This window comes from Desulfovibrio sp. (genome assembly GCF_009712225.1).
In the GTDB taxonomy this organism is placed as follows: Bacteria; Desulfobacterota; Desulfovibrionia; order Desulfovibrionales; family Desulfovibrionaceae; genus Desulfovibrio.
The window spans coordinates 291,117-310,595 of the sequence record NZ_WASP01000008.1; the positions used below are offsets into that span (position 1 = coordinate 291,117).

Below are 19,479 nucleotides of genomic sequence, written 5' to 3' on the forward strand. Positions count from 1 at the left end.
GGTATGCCGGTCACCCGCCAAATGCCGAGTACCAACGCCGAACATTATGGAACAATTTCTCCAACAGCTTTTGAACGGCCTGGCCGTGGGCGGCATCTATGCGCTTGTGGCGCTGGGCTACACCATGGTGTACGGCGTGCTCAAGCTCATCAATTTTGCCCACGGCGACCTGTTTACCATTGGCGCCTATCTGGGGCTTACCCTGCTTGTCAGCTGCAACATGGCCGGTGCGCTCAACCCCTTTCTGGCGGTTGCCGCCGTTTTCATCATGGTTGCGCTGCTGGTTGCGCTCATAGGCTTTTTGCTTGAACGTTCGGCATACCGCCCTCTGCGCAATGCCAACCGTCTTTCAGCCGTTGTTTCGGCTCTTGGCGCATCCATATTTTTCCAGAATGCTGTCATGCTTGTGTACGGGGCGCGTTTTTATGTGTACCCCGACTATCTGCGCCCCGACTTTACGGTGAGAATGCTTGGCCTTGAAGTGCCCGGCGTGCGCCTGCTGGTTATTGCGGCCAGCGTGGTGCTGATGCTCGGTCTTTGGGCCTTTATCCAGCGCACTCGCACGGGTGCTGCCATTCGCGCTGTTGCCATCGACCCCGGCGCGGCCCAGCTCATGGGCATCAATGTTGACCGCATCATTTCGCTGGTATTTCTGATCGGCCCCGGCCTTGGCGGCGCGGCGGGCCTGATGGTGGGCATCTACTACGGGCAGATCGACTTCACCATGGGCTGGACCTACGGCCTCAAGGCCTTTACCGCAGCCATCCTTGGCGGCATCGGCAATATTCCCGGTGCGATGCTGGGCGGGCTTTTGCTGGGCGTTATCGAAGCCCTGGCCGCCGGCTACATTGCCATAGCCTGGAAGGACGCCATCGCCTTTCTTGTGCTTATTCTCATTCTGATCATCCGACCCACTGGCATTCTGGGCGAACGCACGGCGGACAAACTATGAAAAACATTCCGTGCAATACCGTTCTTTATGTGGCGGCGGGTCTCGTACTGTGCGTCCTGCCCTTTTTCTGCAACGCCTACTGGCTTGACGTATGCGTAAGCATCGGCCTGTACGCGGTGCTGGCGCTTTCGCTCAACATCATTCTTGGGCAGGCGGGCATATTCCACATGGGGCATGCCGCCTTTTTTGCCGTAGGCGCATACACCACCGCCATTCTCAACACCCTGTGCCACTGGTCCGTGCTGTGGATCATGCCTCTCTCTGGCGCGGCTGCAGCGCTGTTCGCCCTTGTGGTGGCCCGCCCCATCATTCATCTGCGCGGCGACTACCTGCTCATCGTGACCATCGGCATTGTTGAAATCGTACGTATTGCCCTGATCAACGATGTTTTTGGCCTCACAGGCGGTGCCAATGGCATATTTGGCATCAGCAGACCCATGTTTTTTGGCTTCAAGATTGTCAAAAGCATGCAGTTCTATTTTCTGGTGTGGGGCATGGTGGGCCTGAGCCTGCTGCTGTTTTACGGCCTGTGGCATTCGCGTTTTGGCCGCGCCCTCAACTACATCAAGGAAGACGATGTGGCTGCCGAAGGCTGCGGGGTCAATGTTACCCACTACAAGCTGGCGGCCTTTGTGCTGGGAGCTTTCTGGGCGGGCATGGCGGGCACGCTGTACGCCGCCAAGATGACCACCATCGCGCCTGAATCGTTCAACTTCATGGAATCGGTAATTATTTTTGCCGTGGTCATTCTTTCTGGCGGCAGCCAGCTTGGCGTGCTTATCAGCGCATTTCTGTTCATCGGCCTGCCCGAGCTGCTGCGCGAATTTTCCAACGCGCGCATGCTCATCTTTGGCCTTGCCATGATGGTCATGATGATCTGGCGGCCCCAGGGTTTGCTGCCCCCCCGGCAACGGCGCTACCGCGTAGACACGCCGCCCGCTGCCAGTGATGAAGGGAGGCCCGCATGACCCTGCTGCGCCTTGAAGAAATGAGCAAGATGTTTGGCGGCCTTGTTGCCCTCAACGATCTTACGTTTGATGTGGATGCTGGCAGCATTGTTGGCCTTATCGGCCCCAACGGCGCAGGCAAGACCACGGTTTTCAACTGCATTACCGGCAACTACACACCGGAATCGGGCCGCATATTCTTTGACGGCAAGTCCATTGCCGGTCTGCGCCCCCACAAGGTGGTGGAGCTGGGCATTGCCCGTACCTTTCAGACCATCCGCCTGTTCGGGCGGCTCTCTGTGCTCGAAAACGTGCTGGCGGGCCGTCACTGCCGCATGAAGTCGGGGCTGCTTTCGTGCATGCTGCACACCCCGGCCCAAAAGGCGGAAGAAAAAGCCGCTGTGGCCCGCTGCATGGAAGAACTGCAGTTTGTGGGTCTGGCCGACCGTTATACCGAGGCGGCAGGCGGGCTTTCGTACGGCAACCAGCGACTGCTTGAAATAGCCCGCGCGCTGGCGTCCGACCCGCGTCTGGTGATTCTGGACGAACCCGCAGGCGGCATGAACGATCAGGAAACCGCCGCCCTGGTGGATACCATACGCGCCATACGCGACCGGGGCATCACCGTGCTGCTTATCGAGCACGACATGCGCCTTGTGATGAAGATTTGCGAAAAACTGGTGGTGCTGGAACACGGCACCATGATTGCCCAGGGCAAGCCCGAAGACGTGCGCCAGGATCCCGCCGTTATCGAAGCCTATCTGGGCGCAGACGACGAAAAGTGGTAAGCCATGTCCCTGTTGCAATTGTCTAATGTGCGCGTGCGTTACGGCAGCGTTGAAGTGCTGCACGGCATCGACCTGAGAGTGGAAGAAGGCGAAATCGTCACCATTCTTGGGGCCAACGGCGCGGGCAAAAGCACTACCCTGCTGTCCATCAGCGGGCTGGTGCGCCCTTTCGAGGGCGAAGTCCTTTTTGAAGGGCAAAACCTGCTGCGCCTGCCAAGCCACAAGGTTGTAGGTCTTGGTATTGCCCAGTCGCCCGAAGGCCGCCGTGTTTTCGGCATCATGAGCGTGCTTGAAAACCTGCGCCTCGGGGCCTTTTGCATAGAAGACAAGGCCCGCAGGGAACGCACGCTTGAATGGATATTCGACCTGTTTCCACGTTTGCAGGAACGCAAGGACCAGCTGGCGGGCACACTCTCAGGTGGCGAGCAGCAGATGCTGGCCATTGGCCGCGCGCTTATGGCCGAACCCCGTCTGCTGCTGCTGGACGAACCTTCGCTGGGCCTTGCCCCTCTGCTGGTGCGCTCCATCTTTGAAACCGTGCGCGCCATCAACAAGCGTGGGGTTACCGTACTGCTGGTCGAGCAGAACGCCCGCGCGGCTCTCAAGCTGGCCACGCGCGGCTATGTACTTGAGGTTGGCAGCGTGGTGATGGAAGACAAGGCCGAAAATCTTTTGGCCAATGCCAGCGTTCGCGAGGCTTATCTGGGTGGTTAGCCGGGACTGCGCGCAACAAGTATCAGCAATACCGGGCAGTAAGGCAAAGCCTTGCGGCCAGCTGCTGACAAAAAAAATTCCTGCGCGTTTTACTTGACAGAAATTTGCTTTCAACTATATTTTTCCATTCCAACGCGGCGGCTCTTCCGCCGTTATTTTAGCAATACGGCGCTGCTGCGCATGGAGGTTTTGCTATGACCCCTCTGGAAAAAGCCACCAAAACCGCTGAAGGCGTGGTGGTCAACGGTTTTGTTCTTTCCCCGGTGGTGGAACAGTGTTCTGGCTGTGACCGCGTGCGCGAGTTCGAAGGCGAGCAGTTCTGCTCCAGCTACCCTGTCCCCGCCAAAAAGTGGACTGCCGGACGCTGCAACTTTGCCACCCACGTGAAGGCCACTGTTGCTGCCGCCGCCAAGGTCAACCCTTTGAAGGCGTCCAAGCGCGCCGCCAAGGGTGGCCGCTAGGCGACCAAGGCTTACATCGGTTCCGATACGCCGCTGGCGGCCTGCATGCGCACCATGCGCAAACGGGCCGCTGGACTATGGCTGTGCCGGAGCTGAAGACTTTTTCAAGGGGCTGCGCAAGCAGCCTCTTGCGCGTTGTAACGCCATACGGGAAACACCATGTCCAAGATACTCGACACGCTGCTGCGGGGGCTTGCAGGTCGCGAAGACCGCGTGGCCGAATTGCAGGCAGTTCTTACTGCCTGCCATGCTCTGGGGCCGGACAACGGCGGCCAGGGCGAGATGGAGAAGGTGCGCTGCATCACCAACTGGCTCAAGGCCTGCGGGGTCACCGCCCTTTCACGCGTAGACGCACCCGACCCCCGCGTGAGCGAAGGCCAGCGCCCCAACCTTGTGGCGCGCATTCCCGGCAAAAGCAGCCGCACCCTGTGGCTTTTTGGCCACACCGATGTGGTGCCTCCGGGCGATCTTGACGCATGGACCAGCAACCCCTGGCAGGTGCGCCGCGAAGGCGATTTTCTGTATGGCCGTGGTGTGGAAGACAACCAGCAGGCCATCGTAAGCATGCTGCTGCTGGCTGAGGAAGTACTGGCCCACAACGTTACCCCCGAACTTTCGCTGGGCCTTGTCTTTATGGCCGACGAGGAAACGGGCAGTCTGTTTGGCCTGGAGCATCTGCTCAACACGGCCCCGCACTTTTTCAACCCCGACGATCTCTACATCGTACCCGACGCCGGTTCGACCAAGGGCGATGTGATTGAAATCGCAGAAAAAAGCCAGTTGTGGCTCAAGGTGCAGACAACGGGCATCCAGTGCCACGCCTCTACCCCGCAAAAAGGTCGCAATGCCTTTCTTGCCGCGGCAGACATGGCCCTTTCGTGCCACAATGCCCTGCGTGCGGCCTTTGGCGATGCCAACCCGCTGTTTGATCCGCCGCATTCCACCTTTGTGCCGGGCAAGCACGAGGCCAACGTGCCCAACATCAACACGGTGCCCGGCAACGACGTCTTTTACGTCGACTGCCGCCTGCTGCCCCATGTTGAAATGGACAACGTGCTGGCAAAGATGCGCGAAGTGGCCGCCGAGGTGGCCGCGCGCCACTGCGTGCAGATCAACGTAAGCGTTGTGCAACGGCAAAACGCCACGGCCATTCCGCAGACCTGCACGGTGGTTACCGCGCTCAAGTCTGCCATTGCCAGCATTTACGGCGAAAAGGCCCAGGCTGTGGGCATTGGCGGCGCCACGGTTGCCTCGTTTTTGCGGCACAAGGGGCTGCCCGCCGCTGTGTGGGCCTGCCTTGAAAACACCTGCCATCAACCGGACGAACGCTCATCCATCACCGCCACCATCAAGGACGCGCAGGTGTTCGCCCATATTCTCATGAACACATCCCATGTCTGATTCCACATTTGACTGCATTGTCGCTGGCGGCGGCCACGCTGGCAGCGAAGCTGCCGTGGCCCTTGCCCGCATGGGCCACAGCGTGCTGCTCATCAGCGGCAATCTTGACCGCCTTGGCTATCTTTCGTGCAATCCCGCCATCGGCGGTCTGGCCAAGGGGCACATGGTGCGCGAAATAGATGCCCTTGGCGGCATGATGGGCCTGTGGGCCGACGCTGCCGGCATACAGTTTCGCGTTCTGAACATGAGCAAGGGCCCCGCGGTGCGCGCCACCCGAGCCCAGATAGACCGCGAGGCCTATCAGCGCGTGCTCAAAAAGACCCTGTACAACACGCCCGGCCTGCGCATCTGGCAGGATTCCGTCATTGACGTGACCACAGACGATGGCCGCGTTACCGGCGTGCGCACCGCCCAGGGCCTTGAATTTGCCGCGCGCCATGTGCTGCTGACCACGGGCACGTTTCTGGACGGGCGCATCCACATGGGCCTTACAAATCTGCCGGGCGGCCGCCTTGGCGACGCCCCGGCGCTGGGCCTTTCCGACAGCCTCCGCAAGCTCGGCCTGACCCTGGGCCGCCTGAAAACAGGCACGACTCCGCGCATTCTCAAGTCGTCCATCGACTATTCAAAACTCGAAGAACAGCCAGGCGACAAGCCGCCCCCCGGTTTCAGCTTTCGCGGCCCCGGCCCGGTGCTGGAACAGGTTTCGTGCCACGTTACGTGGACAAATGAGCGCGCCCACGAGATCATCCGCAGCGGTTTTGACCGTTCGCCCATGTTTATGGGCGTCATCAAGGGAACCGGCGCGCGCTACTGCCCCTCCATCGAAGACAAGGTTGCCCGTTTTCCGCACCGCGAACGCCACCAGATTTTTCTGGAGCCAGAAGGCCTCAACAGCGCTGAGGTATACGCCAACGGCATTCCCACCAGCCTGCCCCTTGATGTGCAGCTGGACATGGTGCACGCCCTGCTGGGCCTGGAAAACGCCGTGGTGCTGCGCCCCGGCTACGCCATTGAATACGATTATGCCAACCCCATCCAGCTGCGCCCCACACTCGAGACCAAGGCTGTACCCGGCCTGTGGCTGGCGGGGCAGATCAACGGAACCTCCGGTTATGAAGAAGCAGCAGCCCAGGGCCTGTGGGCCGCGCTCAACATATCGTGCAGCATGCGCGGGCTTGGCCCCTTTGCACCGGGGCGCGATCAAGCATACATGGCTGTTCTTGTTGATGATCTTGTGACACTGGGAACCCAGGAACCCTACCGCATGTTTACCTCGCGCGCCGAGCACAGGCTGCTGCTGCGCGAGGACAACGCCGATACGCGCCTGACCCCCATAGGCCGCGAACTGGGCCTCGTACGTGATGAACAGTGGCGCATGTTTTGCATAAAAACGGAATCTGCCGAACGTTTCAGGGATTACCTAGGCAAAAAACGCATACCCGGGCACAAGCTGCCCGATGATGCGTCAGAAACCCGCCTGCCAGCGGGCAAGACCCTTGCCGAAGCCCTGAAGCGTCCCGACGTGGACCTTGATCTGCTTGAGTCCATGCTGGCAGAAGCGCAGCACGGGGCGCTGACCGAGGTCGGAGCCGAGCTGGCCGCCGCCAGGGCAACAGCCGGTGCTGGCGCGTGTGAAAGTGTGCAGATTGAGATCAAGTACGAAGGCTATCTGGTACGGCAGCGCGAGCTGATTGCCCGCTCGGCGCGGCTGGAGGCAACAGCCTTGCCCCCGCAACTCGATTATGCGAAAGTAGCGGGGTTATCCCATGAGGTGGTGGAAAAACTCAACCGGGTACGTCCCTGCAGCCTCGGCCAGGCCGGGCGCATATCGGGCGTAACCCCAGCGGCAGTTGCCTGCCTTGAGGTTCATCTCCACAAACTCGGGCTGTTGCGTCCAGAGAAGCATGCCAGCGCCGCCGCGGCATCCCTGCCGTGATGGACAACGACATATAACTGGTGACACCGGTGGACTTATGACGGGCACAGAGCTTCTTATTGTTGTCGTCTTATTGCTTGTGGCGCTCAGCGTCACGCTCGTCGTTGTCAAGGGCCGGTTGCAGAGCATTCGGCACGAGGCCAAGCGCGCGGACATGATCCGTCACATGCTCGAGACAGCCCAGATACAAAACGAGATATTCGATCTCAATGTCGAAGAGAGGCACAGCCACAAGGGCATGGCTGGCACACTCACCAAGATACTGCCCACCATACTCGAGCTGGAAGTTCTTTCCTACGTTTCGCGCGAGTTCGAGGGGGCGCGGGCAGAAGTCTATTTTCGGGCCATGCTGCCTGAAGGCCCCGCATTCTTCAAATTCTACGCCACTATACAGCAGGTGAAGGGCAGCTACGAAAAATCGTTCCTGACGCTCTCAATGCCCAAGGAAATAGACGCCGGGCAAAAGCGTCATTTCATTCGCGTCAAGCCGCCCAAAGACCTGGTACGCGTCATCGGCGTGTGGGAAATGGACCCTGCCAAACCCATACCCCGCAATACCAGCGAAATTGGCAAGCCCCTGCTGCACTACAAGGCAGGCATGGAAAACGAGCTTGTACAGGTGGCAGACATTTCAGCCACGGGCATGGCCCTGAGTTTTCCCGCTGAATCGCTTGACGACAAGCCAGTTGACCTTAATAAAGGTTCACAGTTACTTTGTCTCATCATCTATCAGGTGAGCAAGGAGGAACGGGTCGTTACCTTCTGGTGCACATGCGATGTACTCAATATCCGCATGCAGACAGGCCCCGTTCCCGCTCTGGTTCTGGGTACGGAATTCAGCAACTGGGCTATCCTCGAGCAGGGCAAGAGCGACATCAACTGGTTTCACAGCACCCCCAAAAGCGGTGTTTCGCCCATCACCCAATGGGTTATGCAAATGGATATCCAGCAGCGCAAGCTGACAGGATAGCAGGAAATTTATGCCGGTCGGCCACGCCCCCCGGCAAACGCGCACTGCGCAAATTCGGCACGCCAACCTAGGAGGTTATTTTGGACGGCGGCACGGAAGGTCACAGTACCATCTGGTCGCGCCTGAGCAGGCTGTTTGGGCACGACGATCAGGAATCTCTCGAAAAAGCAATTCTGGAAGCACGAGCCGAAGGCGAGGTGGAACCCTACGAGGAATCCATGCTCCTTGGCATTCTGCGCTTCAACGATCTACAGGTGCAGGACACAATGATCCCCCGCACCGACATAGATTGTGTTCCCGACGACATGCCGCTGCAGGAAGTGGCACGCATCATTGTGCGATCCGGGCATTCACGCATTCCCGTATACAAGGACACCCGCGACAACATCGTGGGCATTCTGCACGCCAAGGACGTTCTCAGCAGCCTGCTTGATCAGGGCGACGACGTGCCTGCCGTGTCTACCGTCATGCGCGAACCCTTCTTTGTGCCCGAAACAAAATCCATACGCACCCTGCTGCAGGAATTTCGCGCCCGCAAGCAGCACATTGCCATTGCCCTTGACGAATACGGCGGCACTTCTGGTCTCATCACCATTGAAGATGTGCTGGAAGAGATTGTGGGTGACATTGAAGACGAACACGATGCGCCGCGTCAGGAAGACATTCGCCCCCTGGGCGAAAATGTTTACGAGCTCACCGGTCGCGCCCTGCTGGAAGACCTGGAAGATCTTGGCGTAGACCTGGATTCGGACGAGGTCGATACCATCGGCGGCTACCTGAGCATGGAGGCGGGGCATGTGCCCGGCCCCGGCGAAAGGTTCACGCTGCGTGGATGGACCTTTACCGTGCTTGAAGCAGACAGGAAGCTCATCATCCGCCTGCGCATGGAGCCAGCCGACCACGCCGCCCCCGCCATACAAGAGGAAGAAGCGGCCAAAGCATGAAGCTATCCCACCTTGAAGCCTCAAGGACCTCACTGCGCAGCTGGCTGTTGTGCCTTGCTGCCGCCGTGGGCTTGTGGCTGGGCTTTCCCAATGATTTCATAAGTTTTCCGCCACTGGTACTTGCATGGCCAGCGGCGCTGACCCTGCTTGGGCGCGAAGCTTCGAGCCGGGTCTCGGCATTGCGCATTGGCTGGCTTGCCACCATTGCCGGGGGCATTGCAGCCCTCTACTGGCTTACACTGCCTGTGCACAACGTGGGCGGCCTGCCCTGGCTGCTGGCCATCCCCTGCGCGCTGTTCATTGTTACCTGCATTGGCAGTGTTGGCGGCGTGTTTGCCGTGGCGGCCCACATGTTGCGCTCGCGCCCAGCCTGGGTTCAGGCCGTGCTGCTGGGGCTGTTGTGGTACGTGCTGCAAACCCTGTACGCCCGCGCCCTGGGCTTTCCCTGGCTGGACATGGCGGGCGCGCTTTCGCCCTGGCCAGTGCTGGTGCAGGCTGCGGATGTGGTGGGCGGCTATGCCCTTACCGGCCTGTGGACCATGGCGGCCCTGCTGTGCTGCCTTGGCTTTGCCGATTCGGCGCAGCGGTTTTGCCCCAACAGGGCAAGCCTGATACCCGGCCTGATGCTGGCGACGGTGCTTTTGTGCTATGGCGGCTGGCGGCTGCACGCCACCCCGCTCGACAGTAATCCCACCGGCCCCCAGAGCATTGACGTGCTCTATGTTGAAGGCAACGTGGACCAGAACCAGAAGTGGGTTCCGGCCTTTCAGAGGCAGACGGTTGACCTGTACCTTGGCCTTACCTATCAGGGCCTGGCCGAAAAACCGGGCATCAATCCCCTCATTATCTGGCCCGAAACGGCCCTGCCCTTCTTTTTTGAGGTCAACGGCCTGCATGCGCCGCGCATACGCGAGCTTGCGGCACATACCCGCAACCTGCTGCTTTTCGGCGCTCCCGGCCTGGAGCGTCGCCCCGGCAAGCGCGAACCGGACGTTTTCAACCGCGCCTTTCTGCTGGGGCCCAACGGCGACACCGTGGGCTATTACGACAAGGAACATCTGGTTCCATTTGGTGAATACCTGCCAGAATGGCTCAACTGGGGTTTTCTTGAAGCCCTTCTGCAAGGGGTGGGAGTGTACCAGACAGGCACTGCCGTCGCGCCCCTGCGCCATGACAATCTTGCTCTGGGAATGCTCATCTGCTATGAGGGAATATTCCCTTGGCTTGCCCAGAACCGCGTGGCGGACGGGGCCAATATTCTTGTAGATATCAGCAATGACGGATGGTTCGGCAATACCCCGGCTGCCCGCCAGCATCTCTATCTCACGGCCCTGCGGGCTGTGGAGCAGAACCGCTGGATACTGCGCGGAACCAACACGGGTATTTCCGTGGTGATAGACCCGCGTGGGCGACTTGCCATGCAGGGGGGCCAGTTCAAGGCTCAGGCCGTATGGGGCAAAGCCGCGCTGGAATCCACGCCCAGCGTGTTCCATGTTCTCGCGCCCTGGCTTTTGCCACTGGCTGTTGCGGCCTTCATGGGCCTGCTGCTGTTTGGCCCCGGTGGCCGCTTTGCACGGCGCACAGCCGTGTAGCGCCCTTTCGGACATGCGCAGACGCAGCCCTCATGCAAGCCGTGTCAGTTGCGTTGACAGACCCGCAACTCCGTAAACCTTCACATTTAACCCCCTAGTATCAACAATGCTGCAACTCAGTGATCTGCGCGCTACCTGCCAGCCCCTTTCTCAACGTTTTGCCACCCTTTGGGGGCGTCTTTGACGTTGCGGCCAGCCAGAAGCGCCTGCAGGATATAGAACACGAGATTTCGCGCCCCGGCGCGTGGGACAATCCCGAGGCCCTGACCCCAGTTTTGCAGGAAAAGCGCCGTCTTGAAGAAGAAATAGAGCGCCTTTCGCGGCTCAAAACCAGCCACGACGACATGAACGAGTGGCTTGCTCTTGCCTCTGAAAGCGAAGACCCCGAAGCCATGGAGTCCCTCGACCAGCAAACCCGCGATCTTGCCGCGCTGCTGGACGAAACGGAACTTGTGATGCTGCTCTCTGCCGAAGAGGACAATCAGGACGCCATCCTTGAAATCCACCCCGGCGCTGGCGGCACGGAATCTCAGGACTGGGCCGAAATGCTGCTGCGCATGTATACCCGCTGGGCCGCGCGCCACAAGTACAGCGTTGAAGAGCTGGACTACCTGCCCGGCGACGAAGCCGGGGTCAAGAGCGTGACCCTGCGCATTGCGGGCCCCCACGCTTTTGGCTTTCTCAAGAGCGAGCGAGGCATCCACCGGCTTATCCGCATTTCGCCCTTTGACTCCTCTGGCCGCCGCCATACCTCGTTTGCCTCGGTGGACGTGATCCCCGACGTGGGCAACGACATTGAACTGGACATCAAGGAATCAGATATCCGGGTGGACATTTTCCGCTCCAGCGGCCCCGGCGGGCAGAGCGTCAACACCACCAGTTCTGCGGTGCGCGTAACCCACATTCCCACAGGTGTTTCGGCCCAGTGCCAGAATGAAAAATCGCAGCACCACAATAAGGATACCGCCATGCGCGTACTGCGTGCGCGCCTCTACAACATCGAGCTGCAAAAGCGCGAGGCCGAACGTCAGGCAGAATATGCCGGCAAGGACGCCATTGCCTTTGGCAGCCAGATACGCACCTATACCCTTCAGCCCTACAGACTGGTCAAGGACCACCGTACAGGGTCTGAAGCTGGTGATGTGGAAGCGGTTTTGAACGGACAGATCGACCAGTTCCAGCACGACTACCTGCTGCACCGCCATGAGCAACAACGCTGATTTTGACGCCCTGGCCAACGAACTGCGCGCCCTGCGACAGGCAGACGGCGCAGCTTCGCGTTCCGGCACGGAATCCGTGCTGGTGGCCCGTCTGTTGCCGGGTTTCAGCGTGAACAGGTGGCGCGAATTTTTGCGCCGCTACCCCACAGGCCGCTGGTGTGCCCTGCCTGCCGGGCCGGGCCTGCTGCCCGACATGGGCGGCGGTACTGGCAACGCGCCAGACCACCTTGCCCACCTGCTTATGGCAGAAATGTTCACTGTGCAAATACAGCGCGAGCTACTGCGTCTTTCACGCACGGGAGGCGACCTCGCCCTCGTAGAAGCTGGCCTGTATGACCGCAGCAATCTCGAAGCCAAACTGGGCCTGCAGGGGGTTCTGGCTCTGGAAGCCCACCTTGTAGAGTGCCTGCGACAATGTCGCGAAGAATGCGACACCCTGGGCTGCACGGGCGTGGGCCGCTATGCCCTGCTACTGCCGGGCGTGGGAGTGTTGCGCGCCCGACTTATGGCCGAACAGATACAAAAGATATTTGCCGTACATGCCGCAGAAATTACCGCGGCCTCGGGCAAGGGCAAGCATGCGGCCAGGGCCGTGTGCGCCATAGGTATTGCCTGCGCCGACCAGGGGGGCCGACCAACCCCCGAAAGCCTGCAGGGCAAAGCCGTGCAGGCCATTAATGAGGCCCTTGCGCAAAAGCACGGCCACATTAGCGTTGCGGGCGGGTCTGCCCTTGAATCCAGAAACACGCTTGTACAATCCAGCGAAAAACGCTTTCTCTTCTTTGGGGGAAACTGATGGCCAATACGACATTGAGCATTGCCCTGCTGAGCGGCAAAGGCGGCGTGGGCAAAACAAACATGTCGCTCAATATAGCCTGCGCGCTGCACCAGATGGGCTTCAAAACCCTGCTGATGGACTGCGACCTTGGCCTTGCCAATCTTGATGTGCTGCTTGGCATCACGCCCGAGGGCAACCTGCAGACCGCCCTTCTGGGCGAGGCTGATATAACCGATGTGCTCTGCGAGATAGATGGTCAGGATTTTGCCGTTCTGCCCGCCGCATCGGGGGTTCCGGAACTTACCGAACTGCAGCCTGAAGCGCGCGACCTTTTGCTCGCTCGCCTTGAACCCGTGCTGCACAAGTATGATTTTGTATTCATGGATATTGGCGCGGGCATTTCCGGCACGGTGCAGACCTTTGCCGCCATGGCCTCGGTGCGCATTGTTGTCATTACCCCCGAGCCCACCTCGCTCACCGACAGCTACGCGCTCATCAAGGTGCTCAACAGCCGCTACGGCCTGCGCGACTTCATGGTGCTGGTCAACCAGGCAACCTCGCAGGCAGAGGCAAAATCTTCGTTCGACAAACTGGCTGGCGCGTGCAAACATTTTCTGCACATCGAACCGGTGCTGCTTGGGCACGTGCGCTCCGACAAAAAATTGCCAGAGGCCGTATGTCTGCAAAAACCGCTGATGGTGCACGCCCCGGGCAGCCCTGCTGCGCAAGACTTACAGACTCTTGCCGGGCGGTTACAGCGTATTCGCCTGGGAATGCTTGACTGGCTTGGGCCGCGTAATATCTTGCAACCCATGCCGATTCAGGAGTAGAATTTAATCCAAACAGTTTACCTTGTCCGAAAAAAGGTATAGGGTTGAATTACTAATAAATGCCCCAGCTTGTCCCCAATTGGGCAAACATGTAACGCGGTCACGGAGGCATGATGAACAAGAGCGAGCTTATCAAGGCACTGGCCGACGAAACCAACATCCCTCTTGACGATGCGTCGCTGGTGGTAACCACCTTTTTTGACGCCATGAAAAAATCGCTGCTTTCTGGAGAGCGTATCGAGATACGCGGCTTCGGCAGCTTCAAGATCAAGGAGTACGAAGGCTACGCCGGCCGCAATCCTAAAACCGGCGAAAGCGTCGTAGTTGCCTCCAAACGCCTGCCCTTTTTCCGTGCTGGCAAGGAATTGAAAGAATTTATCAATCAGTAAGGCCTTAGCGCTGCCGAACTGAGGTTCTGAGGAACCGCCCTGCCTGCGAAGGCCAAACCTTCGCGCGGGCTTTTGTTCGCTTTTTGCAGCGCGTGGACACACAGGAGCATGTAATGCAATTCTCAGGTGCATTGACCGCGCTTGTAACACCGTTCAGGAATAATGAACTGGACGAAGAAGCTTACCGCGCATTTATTGAACACCAGATCACCGAAGGCATTCACGGTCTCGTTCCCTGCGGAACCACCGGCGAATCTGCTACCCTGACCCACGAAGAACACGAAAGGGTTATTGAAATCTGCATCGACCAGGTCAAGGGCCGCGTGCCCGTACTGGCTGGCGCGGGTTCCAACAACACGACCGAGGCCATCCGCCTGACCAAGTTTGCGAAAAAGGCGGGCGCCGACGGCGCGCTGCTCATCACGCCCTATTACAACAAGCCCACCCAGGAGGGCATGTACCAGCACTTCAAGGCCATTGCCCAGGCAGTGGACATGCCGCTGGTTCCCTACAACGTGCCTGGCCGTACGGGCTGCAACCTGCTGCCCGCCACCCTGGCCCGTCTGGCCCACGATTTTTCCAACATCGTGGGCGTCAAGGAAGCCACTGGCGATATGATGCAGGGCAGCCGCGTGCTTGAATGCTGCCCCGAAAAATTCAGCGTGCTTTCCGGCGACGACCTTACTGCCCTTTCCCTCATGGCTCTTGGCGGCACGGGTGTGATCTCCGTTACCTCCAACCTTGTGCCTGGCCGCGTGGCTGCCATGTGCAACGCTTTCAACAAGGGCGACCTCAAGGAAGCGGCGCGCATCCACCATTCGCTCTTTCCCCTGCACGAGGCCCTCTTCTTCGAGAGCAACCCCATTCCGGCCAAGACCGCCCTGGCGCTCATGGGCCGCATGGAAGCTGAAGTTCGCCTGCCCCTCTGGTCCATGGGTCAGGACACCAAGCAAAAGCTCATTGAAGTGCTGCGCCAGCAAAACCTTATCTAGCGCCCAGCCTTCTGCACAAAATCAAAGCCCCCGAGCCTCTGAGGTTCGGGGGCTTTTTGCATCAGCTGTCAGGCACATACCGGAGGAATTGATCAGTTACGCCCTTCCTGCTCCACATCGGGGGCATCGTCGTCATCCACATTGCTGCCATGGATGGATTCGTGCGGCACGCTGGCAAATTTTGAGGCGGCAAGCCGGGCTTCTTCGACGCGTTCATCACCCTTGTGCTTCAGGCTTTCGCCCTGATTGATAAAGTAAACCTGTTCTGCAATATTGATGGAGCGCCGCCACACCCGCGTGAGCGAGCGGGCCACCAGAATGATGTGCATGGCCTGATAGGGATCAAGGCTTGATTCCGAATCAGACAGGCCTTCCATGATTTCCTGAATGATGCGCACTTCGCTCTGCACGGCTTCTTCATCGCCGCGCAGCATGAGCCGGGCTTCCTCGGCATTGTTCTCACGAAAAACGCGCACGGCCCGGTCAAAAGCTTCGCTCGCTTTATAAAACATTTCACGCACATGCGATATAACACCAAAACCGGGTTTGTCCTGCATCAGTATGGCCTGCTCGGCCATGCTCACGGCTTCATCGCCAATGCGCTCAAGGTCAACCACCATACGCAGCGCGCTGACCACAAAACGCAGGTCTCTGGCCACGGGCTGGGTGCGGGCCAGCAGTTGCAGGGCCATTTCGTCTATTTCGTTTTCAAGGGCATCAATGGCCGCGTCATTTTCTATGACAGAGGCGGCCCTGCCCGGGTCGCCAGCGGCCATGGCCTTACCGGCGTCTTCAAGGGCAATGCCCACGCTGGCGCACATGACCAGCAGCCTGGTACGCAGTGACACGAGCAGTTGTTGCAGATAATTGGCCTGTTGCTGCATGATCGTTCTCCCGGAACAGCTACGCTTTAATGTGAAATTTCCGTTGCGCTGCCATTGCGCGGCACGCGCAGTGTAGCCCGCACAGATGCGGCGCGTTTAGCCAAAGCGGCCGGTGATGTAGTCTTCGGTCTGCTTTTTGGCTGGCCGGGTAAACATGACATCGGTGGCATTGTGCTCGATGAGTCTGCCCATGTAGAAAAATGCCGTGTAGTCCGACACGCGGGCCGCCTGCTGCATGTTGTGCGTAACAATGATGATGGAAAGCGACTCGCGCAGCTCTCTTATGCTTTCTTCGATCTTTTGCGTGGCAATGGGGTCAAGGGCGCTGGCAGGTTCGTCCATCAGCAGCACCTCTGGCTCAACCGCCAGGGCTCGGGCTATGCACAGGCGCTGCTGTTGCCCGCCCGAAAGACCAAGGGCCGGGCTTTGCAGACGGTCCTTCACTTCTTCAAATATGGCCGCGCGGCGCAGCGAAAGCTCAACCTTTTCGGCAATGAGGCTTTCGTCGCGCAGGCCGTTGACCCGCAGGCCGTAGGCCACGTTTTCGTAAATGGTTTTGGGAAAGGGATTGGGCTTCTGAAAAACCATTCCCACACGGCAGCGTAGCGAAACCACGTCCGTATCAGGGCGGTTGACGTCCTGCCCGTCCAGCAGAATCTCGCCTTCCACGCGCGCGCCGGGAACCAGATCATTCATACGGTTGAGGCAGCGCAAAAAGGTTGATTTACCGCAGCCCGAAGGCCCGATGAGGGCCGTGACCCTGCGCGGCTCAAAATTGAGGCTCACCTCGTGCAGGGCCTTGTTTTGCCCGTAGTACACACTGACGTTGCGTGCCAGCAGATGCTCGTTCATGAAAGTGCCGCTCCGTGGACGGAAGAAAGGGTGAAAACAAGGGCCGTGCTGCCATCCTGCGTGGGGCTTTCCGCCCGTATGCGGCCGCCGTGCCGTTCAACAATGTGCTTGCAGATGGCCAGGCCAAGGCCGGTGGTCGCCTGCCCCCTGTGCCGCTCTACCTGATAGAAGCGTTCAAAAACCCGTTCCAGGTCAGCCTTGGGAATACCGGGGCCGTCGTCTACCACGCGGATGACAACATCCGGGCCGCTCTCGCGCGCACTGATGCGCACACTGCTGCCCTCTGGCGCATAACGCCCCGCATTTTCTATAAGATTTCTGAATACCTGGGCCAGGTGCGGCAGACTTGCGCGCACACGACAGGTTTCCGGAATGTCTACAACAACCGAACACCTGCGGCGCTCAAGGGCCTCGCGGCACATGCCCACCGCCTGAGATACAGCCTCACGCGGGTCAGTAGGGCTGAGCTCCAGACTGCCGGTCTTGCCCTCAAGCCGGGCTAGGGTAAGTAGGTCTTCCACCATACGGCTGAGACTGACGCCGTGCTTAAGAATGATCTCGCCAAACCGGCGGCATTCGGGCGATGCATCTAGGCTGATAAGGGTTTCGGCATAGCCCTGAATGGCCGTAAGCGGAGTGCGCAGCTCGTGGGAAACATTGGCCACAAAGTCGCGCCGCACGCGCTCAAGCCGCATGAGTTCCGTGATGTCGTGGAAAACGGCCACCGCGCCGATGCCTGTCTGACCAAGATGCTCCAGCCCGGTGGGGCGTGATATGCAGACCGACATGACCTGACCGGATGAAAGCTCCAGTTGCAGGTAGCGCTGCTGCCTGCAGTTTGCGGCATCGTCGGCAGCGGCATGCGCCTCGACCTCGGCAGAGCCTTCCACCTGTCCGCTGGCGGCTTCCTTCTGGCCCGGTATGGGGCATGCTGCCATGGCGGCATCCACCGCAGCCTGAAGCTGCGGCGAGGGAATGACTTCCACCACCTGCGCGCCCAGAGCCGATGCCGCAGCAGGAAATTCCCGCGCCAACGCGCGGTTGCACCTGCGTATGCGCCCGTGTGGGCCCAGCACCAGTACACCGTCGCTCATGGTTTCGAGTATGCTTTCAAGCTGCGCGGTCTGCTCTGCCGCCGTGCGCACATGGTCTTCAATATTTTCGGCCATACGGTTAACGGCTTCAGCCAGAGGCGCAAATTCCCTGCCAGGAATGCGCCGCAGGCGGCGCTGGAAATTGCCCAGCGATATGGCCTCAACAACAGAGACCATCTGCGAAAGCGAATTGCGCAAAGCGCCAGAAAGCAGCCCCGCGAGCACCAGCGAAAGCACCAGTGTAACAATGCCTATTCTGGTAAAAACCGCCACGCGGCTTTCTATTTCCTGCTGCAAACTGGCGAGTGGCAGGGCGATACGCAACAGATAACTGTCGTTTATGCGCACAGAGGCATAGGCCATATCAGTGCCAAGCGTGCCGCTTGAACGTATGGAAAAACCCTGCCCTTCCTGCATGGCAGCCCGCACTTCGGGCCGGTCGGCATGGTTGTCGAGCTTTGACACGGGCTGCGCGCCGGGAGCTGTGTCTGCCAGCACGTTGCCACTGTTGTCGAGCAGCGAAAGACGCTCTTGCGGCATGCGCAGTATGATCGCCAACTCGCGAACGCCAGCCGGGCTCGGCCCAATTTTGTCGAGAATTGCAGCCGACAGCGTGGTTTCGCGCAGCAGCCTTTCACGCGCGGCATCAACCTGGCTTTGCTCAAAGGAAGACCTGCCGTAGTAAACGGCAATTCCCGAAGCGATGAGCGCGGCCACAAGGACGCTGCAAAAAATTCGTGTTCTGAAGGAAAGCATGGTTTCTCTCACTCGTAACATGCTGTCATGGCCGTCACACCGCAGGCATACACTCTGCCCGGGCCCTAGCCCTTACACCCGTGTACAGGTTTGCCGTCTATTCCTTGATGCGGTAGCCCACTCCACGAACTGTTTCCAGCATGGGGGCCGCCTCGCCCAGCTTGGCCCGCAGCCTGCGCACGTGCGTGTCCACGGTTCGGGCGTAGCCTTCAAAGGAATACCCCCACACGTTGTTGAGCAGCTGCTCGCGTGTACGCACTGAGCCTGCGTGACGCAGCAGGTCTTCGAGCAGGCGAAATTCCGTGGCGGTGAGGTTGAGCATTTCGCCGCCCACCTCTGCGGAATGCGCCTCGGTGCGCACACGAATGCCGTGCCGCTCAAGCACCGGGCTTTCGGCTGTGCGCCCACCGCGCCGTAGCACGGCCTTTACCCGCAGCATGAGCTCGCGCACGCTGAAAGGTTTGACCACGTAGTCATCGGCTCCAAGGCTCAAACCCACAACGCGGTCCACTTCTTCGCCTCTGGCCGTGAGCATGAGCACGGGAATGTGCGAGGTTTCGGACTGCGCGCCAAGACGGCGACACACTTCAAAACCGTCCACCCCGGGCAGCATCACATCCAGAATAACCAGATCGGGCGTGTACTGCCGTGCCAGGGCCAATCCCTGCGTACCGTCGGCAGCTTCATGCACCGTGAACCCCTCGCGCTCCAGATTGAAACGCAAAAGTTCGCGAATGTCGGCTTCATCTTCTACAATCAATATTTGCTGGCTCATATGTTTCACCTCTATGACGCAAGCAGAGTAAAACGACTTTGTGCGCCAAACTCATGGAGGGCATGTTACAATTGCGTGACGAAAATTCTTTTAAATTTTCATTTTAATTTCAGCATGTTAGTTGCGCAACCTCCAGCTTCACGCAGTCTTCTTCGTTTCGTCATATTTCTGTAACAGAGGAGGGCAAAAAGGGAAACGTAC

General features: G+C 59.3%; 19 protein-coding genes. 15 read left to right on the plus strand and 4 right to left on the minus strand.

Translation table 11 applies throughout. The annotated features are described in order from the left end of the window. The first annotated feature begins 46 nt into the window (after nt 1–46). The 15 genes from F8N36_RS11620 (at nt 47) to dapA (ending at nt 14,917) form a co-directional block, all read left to right on the plus strand. Entirely contained in the window at nt 47–952 is a 906-nt protein-coding gene (locus tag F8N36_RS11620; RefSeq protein ID WP_291332979.1) for a branched-chain amino acid ABC transporter permease, read from the plus strand. After that, entirely contained in the window at nt 949–1,920 is a 972-nt protein-coding gene (locus F8N36_RS11625; RefSeq protein WP_291332980.1) for a branched-chain amino acid ABC transporter permease, read from the plus strand. The genes F8N36_RS11620 and F8N36_RS11625 overlap by 4 nt, the downstream gene beginning before the upstream one ends. Then, nucleotides 1,917–2,687, plus strand: a complete 771-nt coding sequence (locus F8N36_RS11630) for an ABC transporter ATP-binding protein (protein ID WP_291332981.1) — start codon at nt 1,917–1,919, stop codon at nt 2,685–2,687. Before F8N36_RS11625 ends, F8N36_RS11630 begins: the two co-directional genes overlap by 4 nt. Before the next feature lie 3 nt (nt 2,688–2,690). After that, nucleotides 2,691–3,401: an ABC transporter ATP-binding protein gene (locus F8N36_RS11635; protein WP_291332982.1), complete on the plus strand. Its 711-nt coding sequence runs from the start codon at nt 2,691–2,693 to the stop codon at nt 3,399–3,401. Nucleotides 3,402–3,595: 194 nt separating this feature from the next. Next, entirely contained in the window at nt 3,596–3,862 is a 267-nt protein-coding gene (locus tag F8N36_RS11640) for a PxxKW family cysteine-rich protein (RefSeq protein ID WP_291332983.1), read from the plus strand. Between the two features lie 159 nt (nt 3,863–4,021). Further along, nucleotides 4,022–5,263 carry a M20 family metallo-hydrolase gene (locus tag F8N36_RS11645; protein ID WP_291332984.1) on the plus strand — a complete coding sequence of 414 codons (1,242 nt, stop codon included), beginning with the start codon at nt 4,022–4,024 and terminating at the stop codon, nt 5,261–5,263. Beyond that, nucleotides 5,256–7,202, plus strand: coding sequence for a tRNA uridine-5-carboxymethylaminomethyl(34) synthesis enzyme MnmG (gene mnmG / locus F8N36_RS11650; protein ID WP_291332985.1), 1,947 nt, complete (start codon nt 5,256–5,258; stop codon nt 7,200–7,202). The genes F8N36_RS11645 and mnmG overlap by 8 nt, the downstream gene beginning before the upstream one ends. 37 nt (nt 7,203–7,239) lie before the next feature. Continuing rightward, nucleotides 7,240–8,172, plus strand: coding sequence for a hypothetical protein (locus F8N36_RS11655; RefSeq protein ID WP_291332986.1), 933 nt, complete (start codon nt 7,240–7,242; stop codon nt 8,170–8,172). Between the two features lie 80 nt (nt 8,173–8,252). Further along, nucleotides 8,253–9,116, plus strand: coding sequence for a hemolysin family protein (locus tag F8N36_RS11660; RefSeq protein ID WP_291332987.1), 864 nt, complete (start codon nt 8,253–8,255; stop codon nt 9,114–9,116). Continuing rightward, nucleotides 9,113–10,708 (plus strand): apolipoprotein N-acyltransferase, encoded by a 1,596-nt coding sequence (lnt, locus tag F8N36_RS11665; protein ID WP_291332988.1) that lies wholly within the window; start codon nt 9,113–9,115, stop codon nt 10,706–10,708. The genes F8N36_RS11660 and lnt overlap by 4 nt, the downstream gene beginning before the upstream one ends. Before the next feature lie 106 nt (nt 10,709–10,814). Further along, nucleotides 10,815–11,928 (plus strand): peptide chain release factor 2 gene (gene prfB, locus F8N36_RS11670; protein WP_291332989.1). Its coding sequence is split into 2 segments (ribosomal slippage): nt 10,815–10,889 and nt 10,891–11,928, totalling 1,113 coding nucleotides; the frame shifts between segments, so codons are not numbered across the junction. Next, the gene (locus tag F8N36_RS11675; RefSeq protein WP_291332990.1) at nt 11,912–12,724 is read left to right on the plus strand and encodes a GGDEF domain-containing protein; all 813 of its coding nucleotides are present in this window, start codon (nt 11,912–11,914) and stop codon (nt 12,722–12,724) included. Before prfB ends, F8N36_RS11675 begins: the two co-directional genes overlap by 17 nt. After that, on the plus strand, nt 12,724–13,536 hold the full coding sequence (locus F8N36_RS11680) for a MinD/ParA family protein (protein WP_291332991.1): 813 nt from the start codon (nt 12,724–12,726) through the stop codon (nt 13,534–13,536). Before F8N36_RS11675 ends, F8N36_RS11680 begins: the two co-directional genes overlap by 1 nt. A 113-nt stretch (nt 13,537–13,649) precedes the next feature. Beyond that, on the plus strand, nt 13,650–13,925 hold the full coding sequence (locus F8N36_RS11685) for an HU family DNA-binding protein (RefSeq protein WP_291332992.1): 276 nt from the start codon (nt 13,650–13,652) through the stop codon (nt 13,923–13,925). A 113-nt stretch (nt 13,926–14,038) separates the two neighbouring features. Then, nucleotides 14,039–14,917 (plus strand): 4-hydroxy-tetrahydrodipicolinate synthase, encoded by an 879-nt coding sequence (dapA, locus tag F8N36_RS11690; RefSeq protein ID WP_291332993.1) that lies wholly within the window; start codon nt 14,039–14,041, stop codon nt 14,915–14,917. 92 nt (nt 14,918–15,009) lie between these two features. Here dapA and phoU read toward each other — a convergent pair whose 3' ends face one another. From phoU to F8N36_RS11710, 4 genes are all read right to left on the minus strand, one after another. Further along, a complete protein-coding gene (phoU, locus tag F8N36_RS11695) occupies nt 15,010–15,801 on the minus strand; it encodes a phosphate signaling complex protein PhoU (RefSeq protein ID WP_291332994.1) in 792 nt (263 codons plus the stop codon). 96 nt (nt 15,802–15,897) lie between these two features. Further along, nucleotides 15,898–16,653, minus strand: coding sequence for a phosphate ABC transporter ATP-binding protein PstB (gene pstB / locus F8N36_RS11700; protein WP_022659457.1), 756 nt, complete (start codon nt 16,651–16,653; stop codon nt 15,898–15,900). Further along, complete coding sequence (locus F8N36_RS11705) at nt 16,650–18,503, minus strand: ATP-binding protein (protein WP_291332995.1); 1,854 nt, start codon at nt 18,501–18,503, stop codon at nt 16,650–16,652. Before F8N36_RS11705 ends, pstB begins: the two co-directional genes overlap by 4 nt. 97 nt (nt 18,504–18,600) lie before the next feature. Then, on the minus strand, nt 18,601–19,278 hold the full coding sequence (locus tag F8N36_RS11710; RefSeq protein ID WP_291332996.1) for a response regulator: 678 nt from the start codon (nt 19,276–19,278) through the stop codon (nt 18,601–18,603). Between the last annotated feature and the right edge of the window lie 201 nt (nt 19,279–19,479).

Bases quoted from the DNA above. Each gene is read 5' to 3' on its own strand.
- F8N36_RS11710 (WP_291332996.1), bottom strand. From the start codon at position 19,278: ATGAGCCAGCAAATATTGATTGTAGAAGATGAAGCCGACATTCGCGAA.
- F8N36_RS11705 (WP_291332995.1), bottom strand. From the start codon at position 18,503: ATGCTTTCCTTCAGAACACGAATTTTTTGCAGCGTCCTTGTGGCCGCG.
- dapA (WP_291332993.1), top strand. From the start codon at position 14,039: ATGCAATTCTCAGGTGCATTGACCGCGCTTGTAACACCGTTCAGGAAT.
- F8N36_RS11675 (WP_291332990.1), top strand. From the start codon at position 11,912: ATGAGCAACAACGCTGATTTTGACGCCCTGGCCAACGAACTGCGCGCC.
- F8N36_RS11680 (WP_291332991.1), top strand. From the start codon at position 12,724: ATGGCCAATACGACATTGAGCATTGCCCTGCTGAGCGGCAAAGGCGGC.
- F8N36_RS11620 (WP_291332979.1), top strand. From the start codon at position 47: ATGGAACAATTTCTCCAACAGCTTTTGAACGGCCTGGCCGTGGGCGGC.
- F8N36_RS11685 (WP_291332992.1), top strand. From the start codon at position 13,650: ATGAACAAGAGCGAGCTTATCAAGGCACTGGCCGACGAAACCAACATC.
- pstB (WP_022659457.1), bottom strand. From the start codon at position 16,653: ATGAACGAGCATCTGCTGGCACGCAACGTCAGTGTGTACTACGGGCAA.
- mnmG (WP_291332985.1), top strand. From the start codon at position 5,256: ATGTCTGATTCCACATTTGACTGCATTGTCGCTGGCGGCGGCCACGCT.
- F8N36_RS11640 (WP_291332983.1), top strand. From the start codon at position 3,596: ATGACCCCTCTGGAAAAAGCCACCAAAACCGCTGAAGGCGTGGTGGTC.
- F8N36_RS11645 (WP_291332984.1), top strand. From the start codon at position 4,022: ATGTCCAAGATACTCGACACGCTGCTGCGGGGGCTTGCAGGTCGCGAA.
- lnt (WP_291332988.1), top strand. From the start codon at position 9,113: ATGAAGCTATCCCACCTTGAAGCCTCAAGGACCTCACTGCGCAGCTGG.
- F8N36_RS11635 (WP_291332982.1), top strand. From the start codon at position 2,691: ATGTCCCTGTTGCAATTGTCTAATGTGCGCGTGCGTTACGGCAGCGTT.
- F8N36_RS11655 (WP_291332986.1), top strand. From the start codon at position 7,240: ATGACGGGCACAGAGCTTCTTATTGTTGTCGTCTTATTGCTTGTGGCG.
- phoU (WP_291332994.1), bottom strand. From the start codon at position 15,801: ATGCAGCAACAGGCCAATTATCTGCAACAACTGCTCGTGTCACTGCGT.
- F8N36_RS11630 (WP_291332981.1), top strand. From the start codon at position 1,917: ATGACCCTGCTGCGCCTTGAAGAAATGAGCAAGATGTTTGGCGGCCTT.
- F8N36_RS11625 (WP_291332980.1), top strand. From the start codon at position 949: ATGAAAAACATTCCGTGCAATACCGTTCTTTATGTGGCGGCGGGTCTC.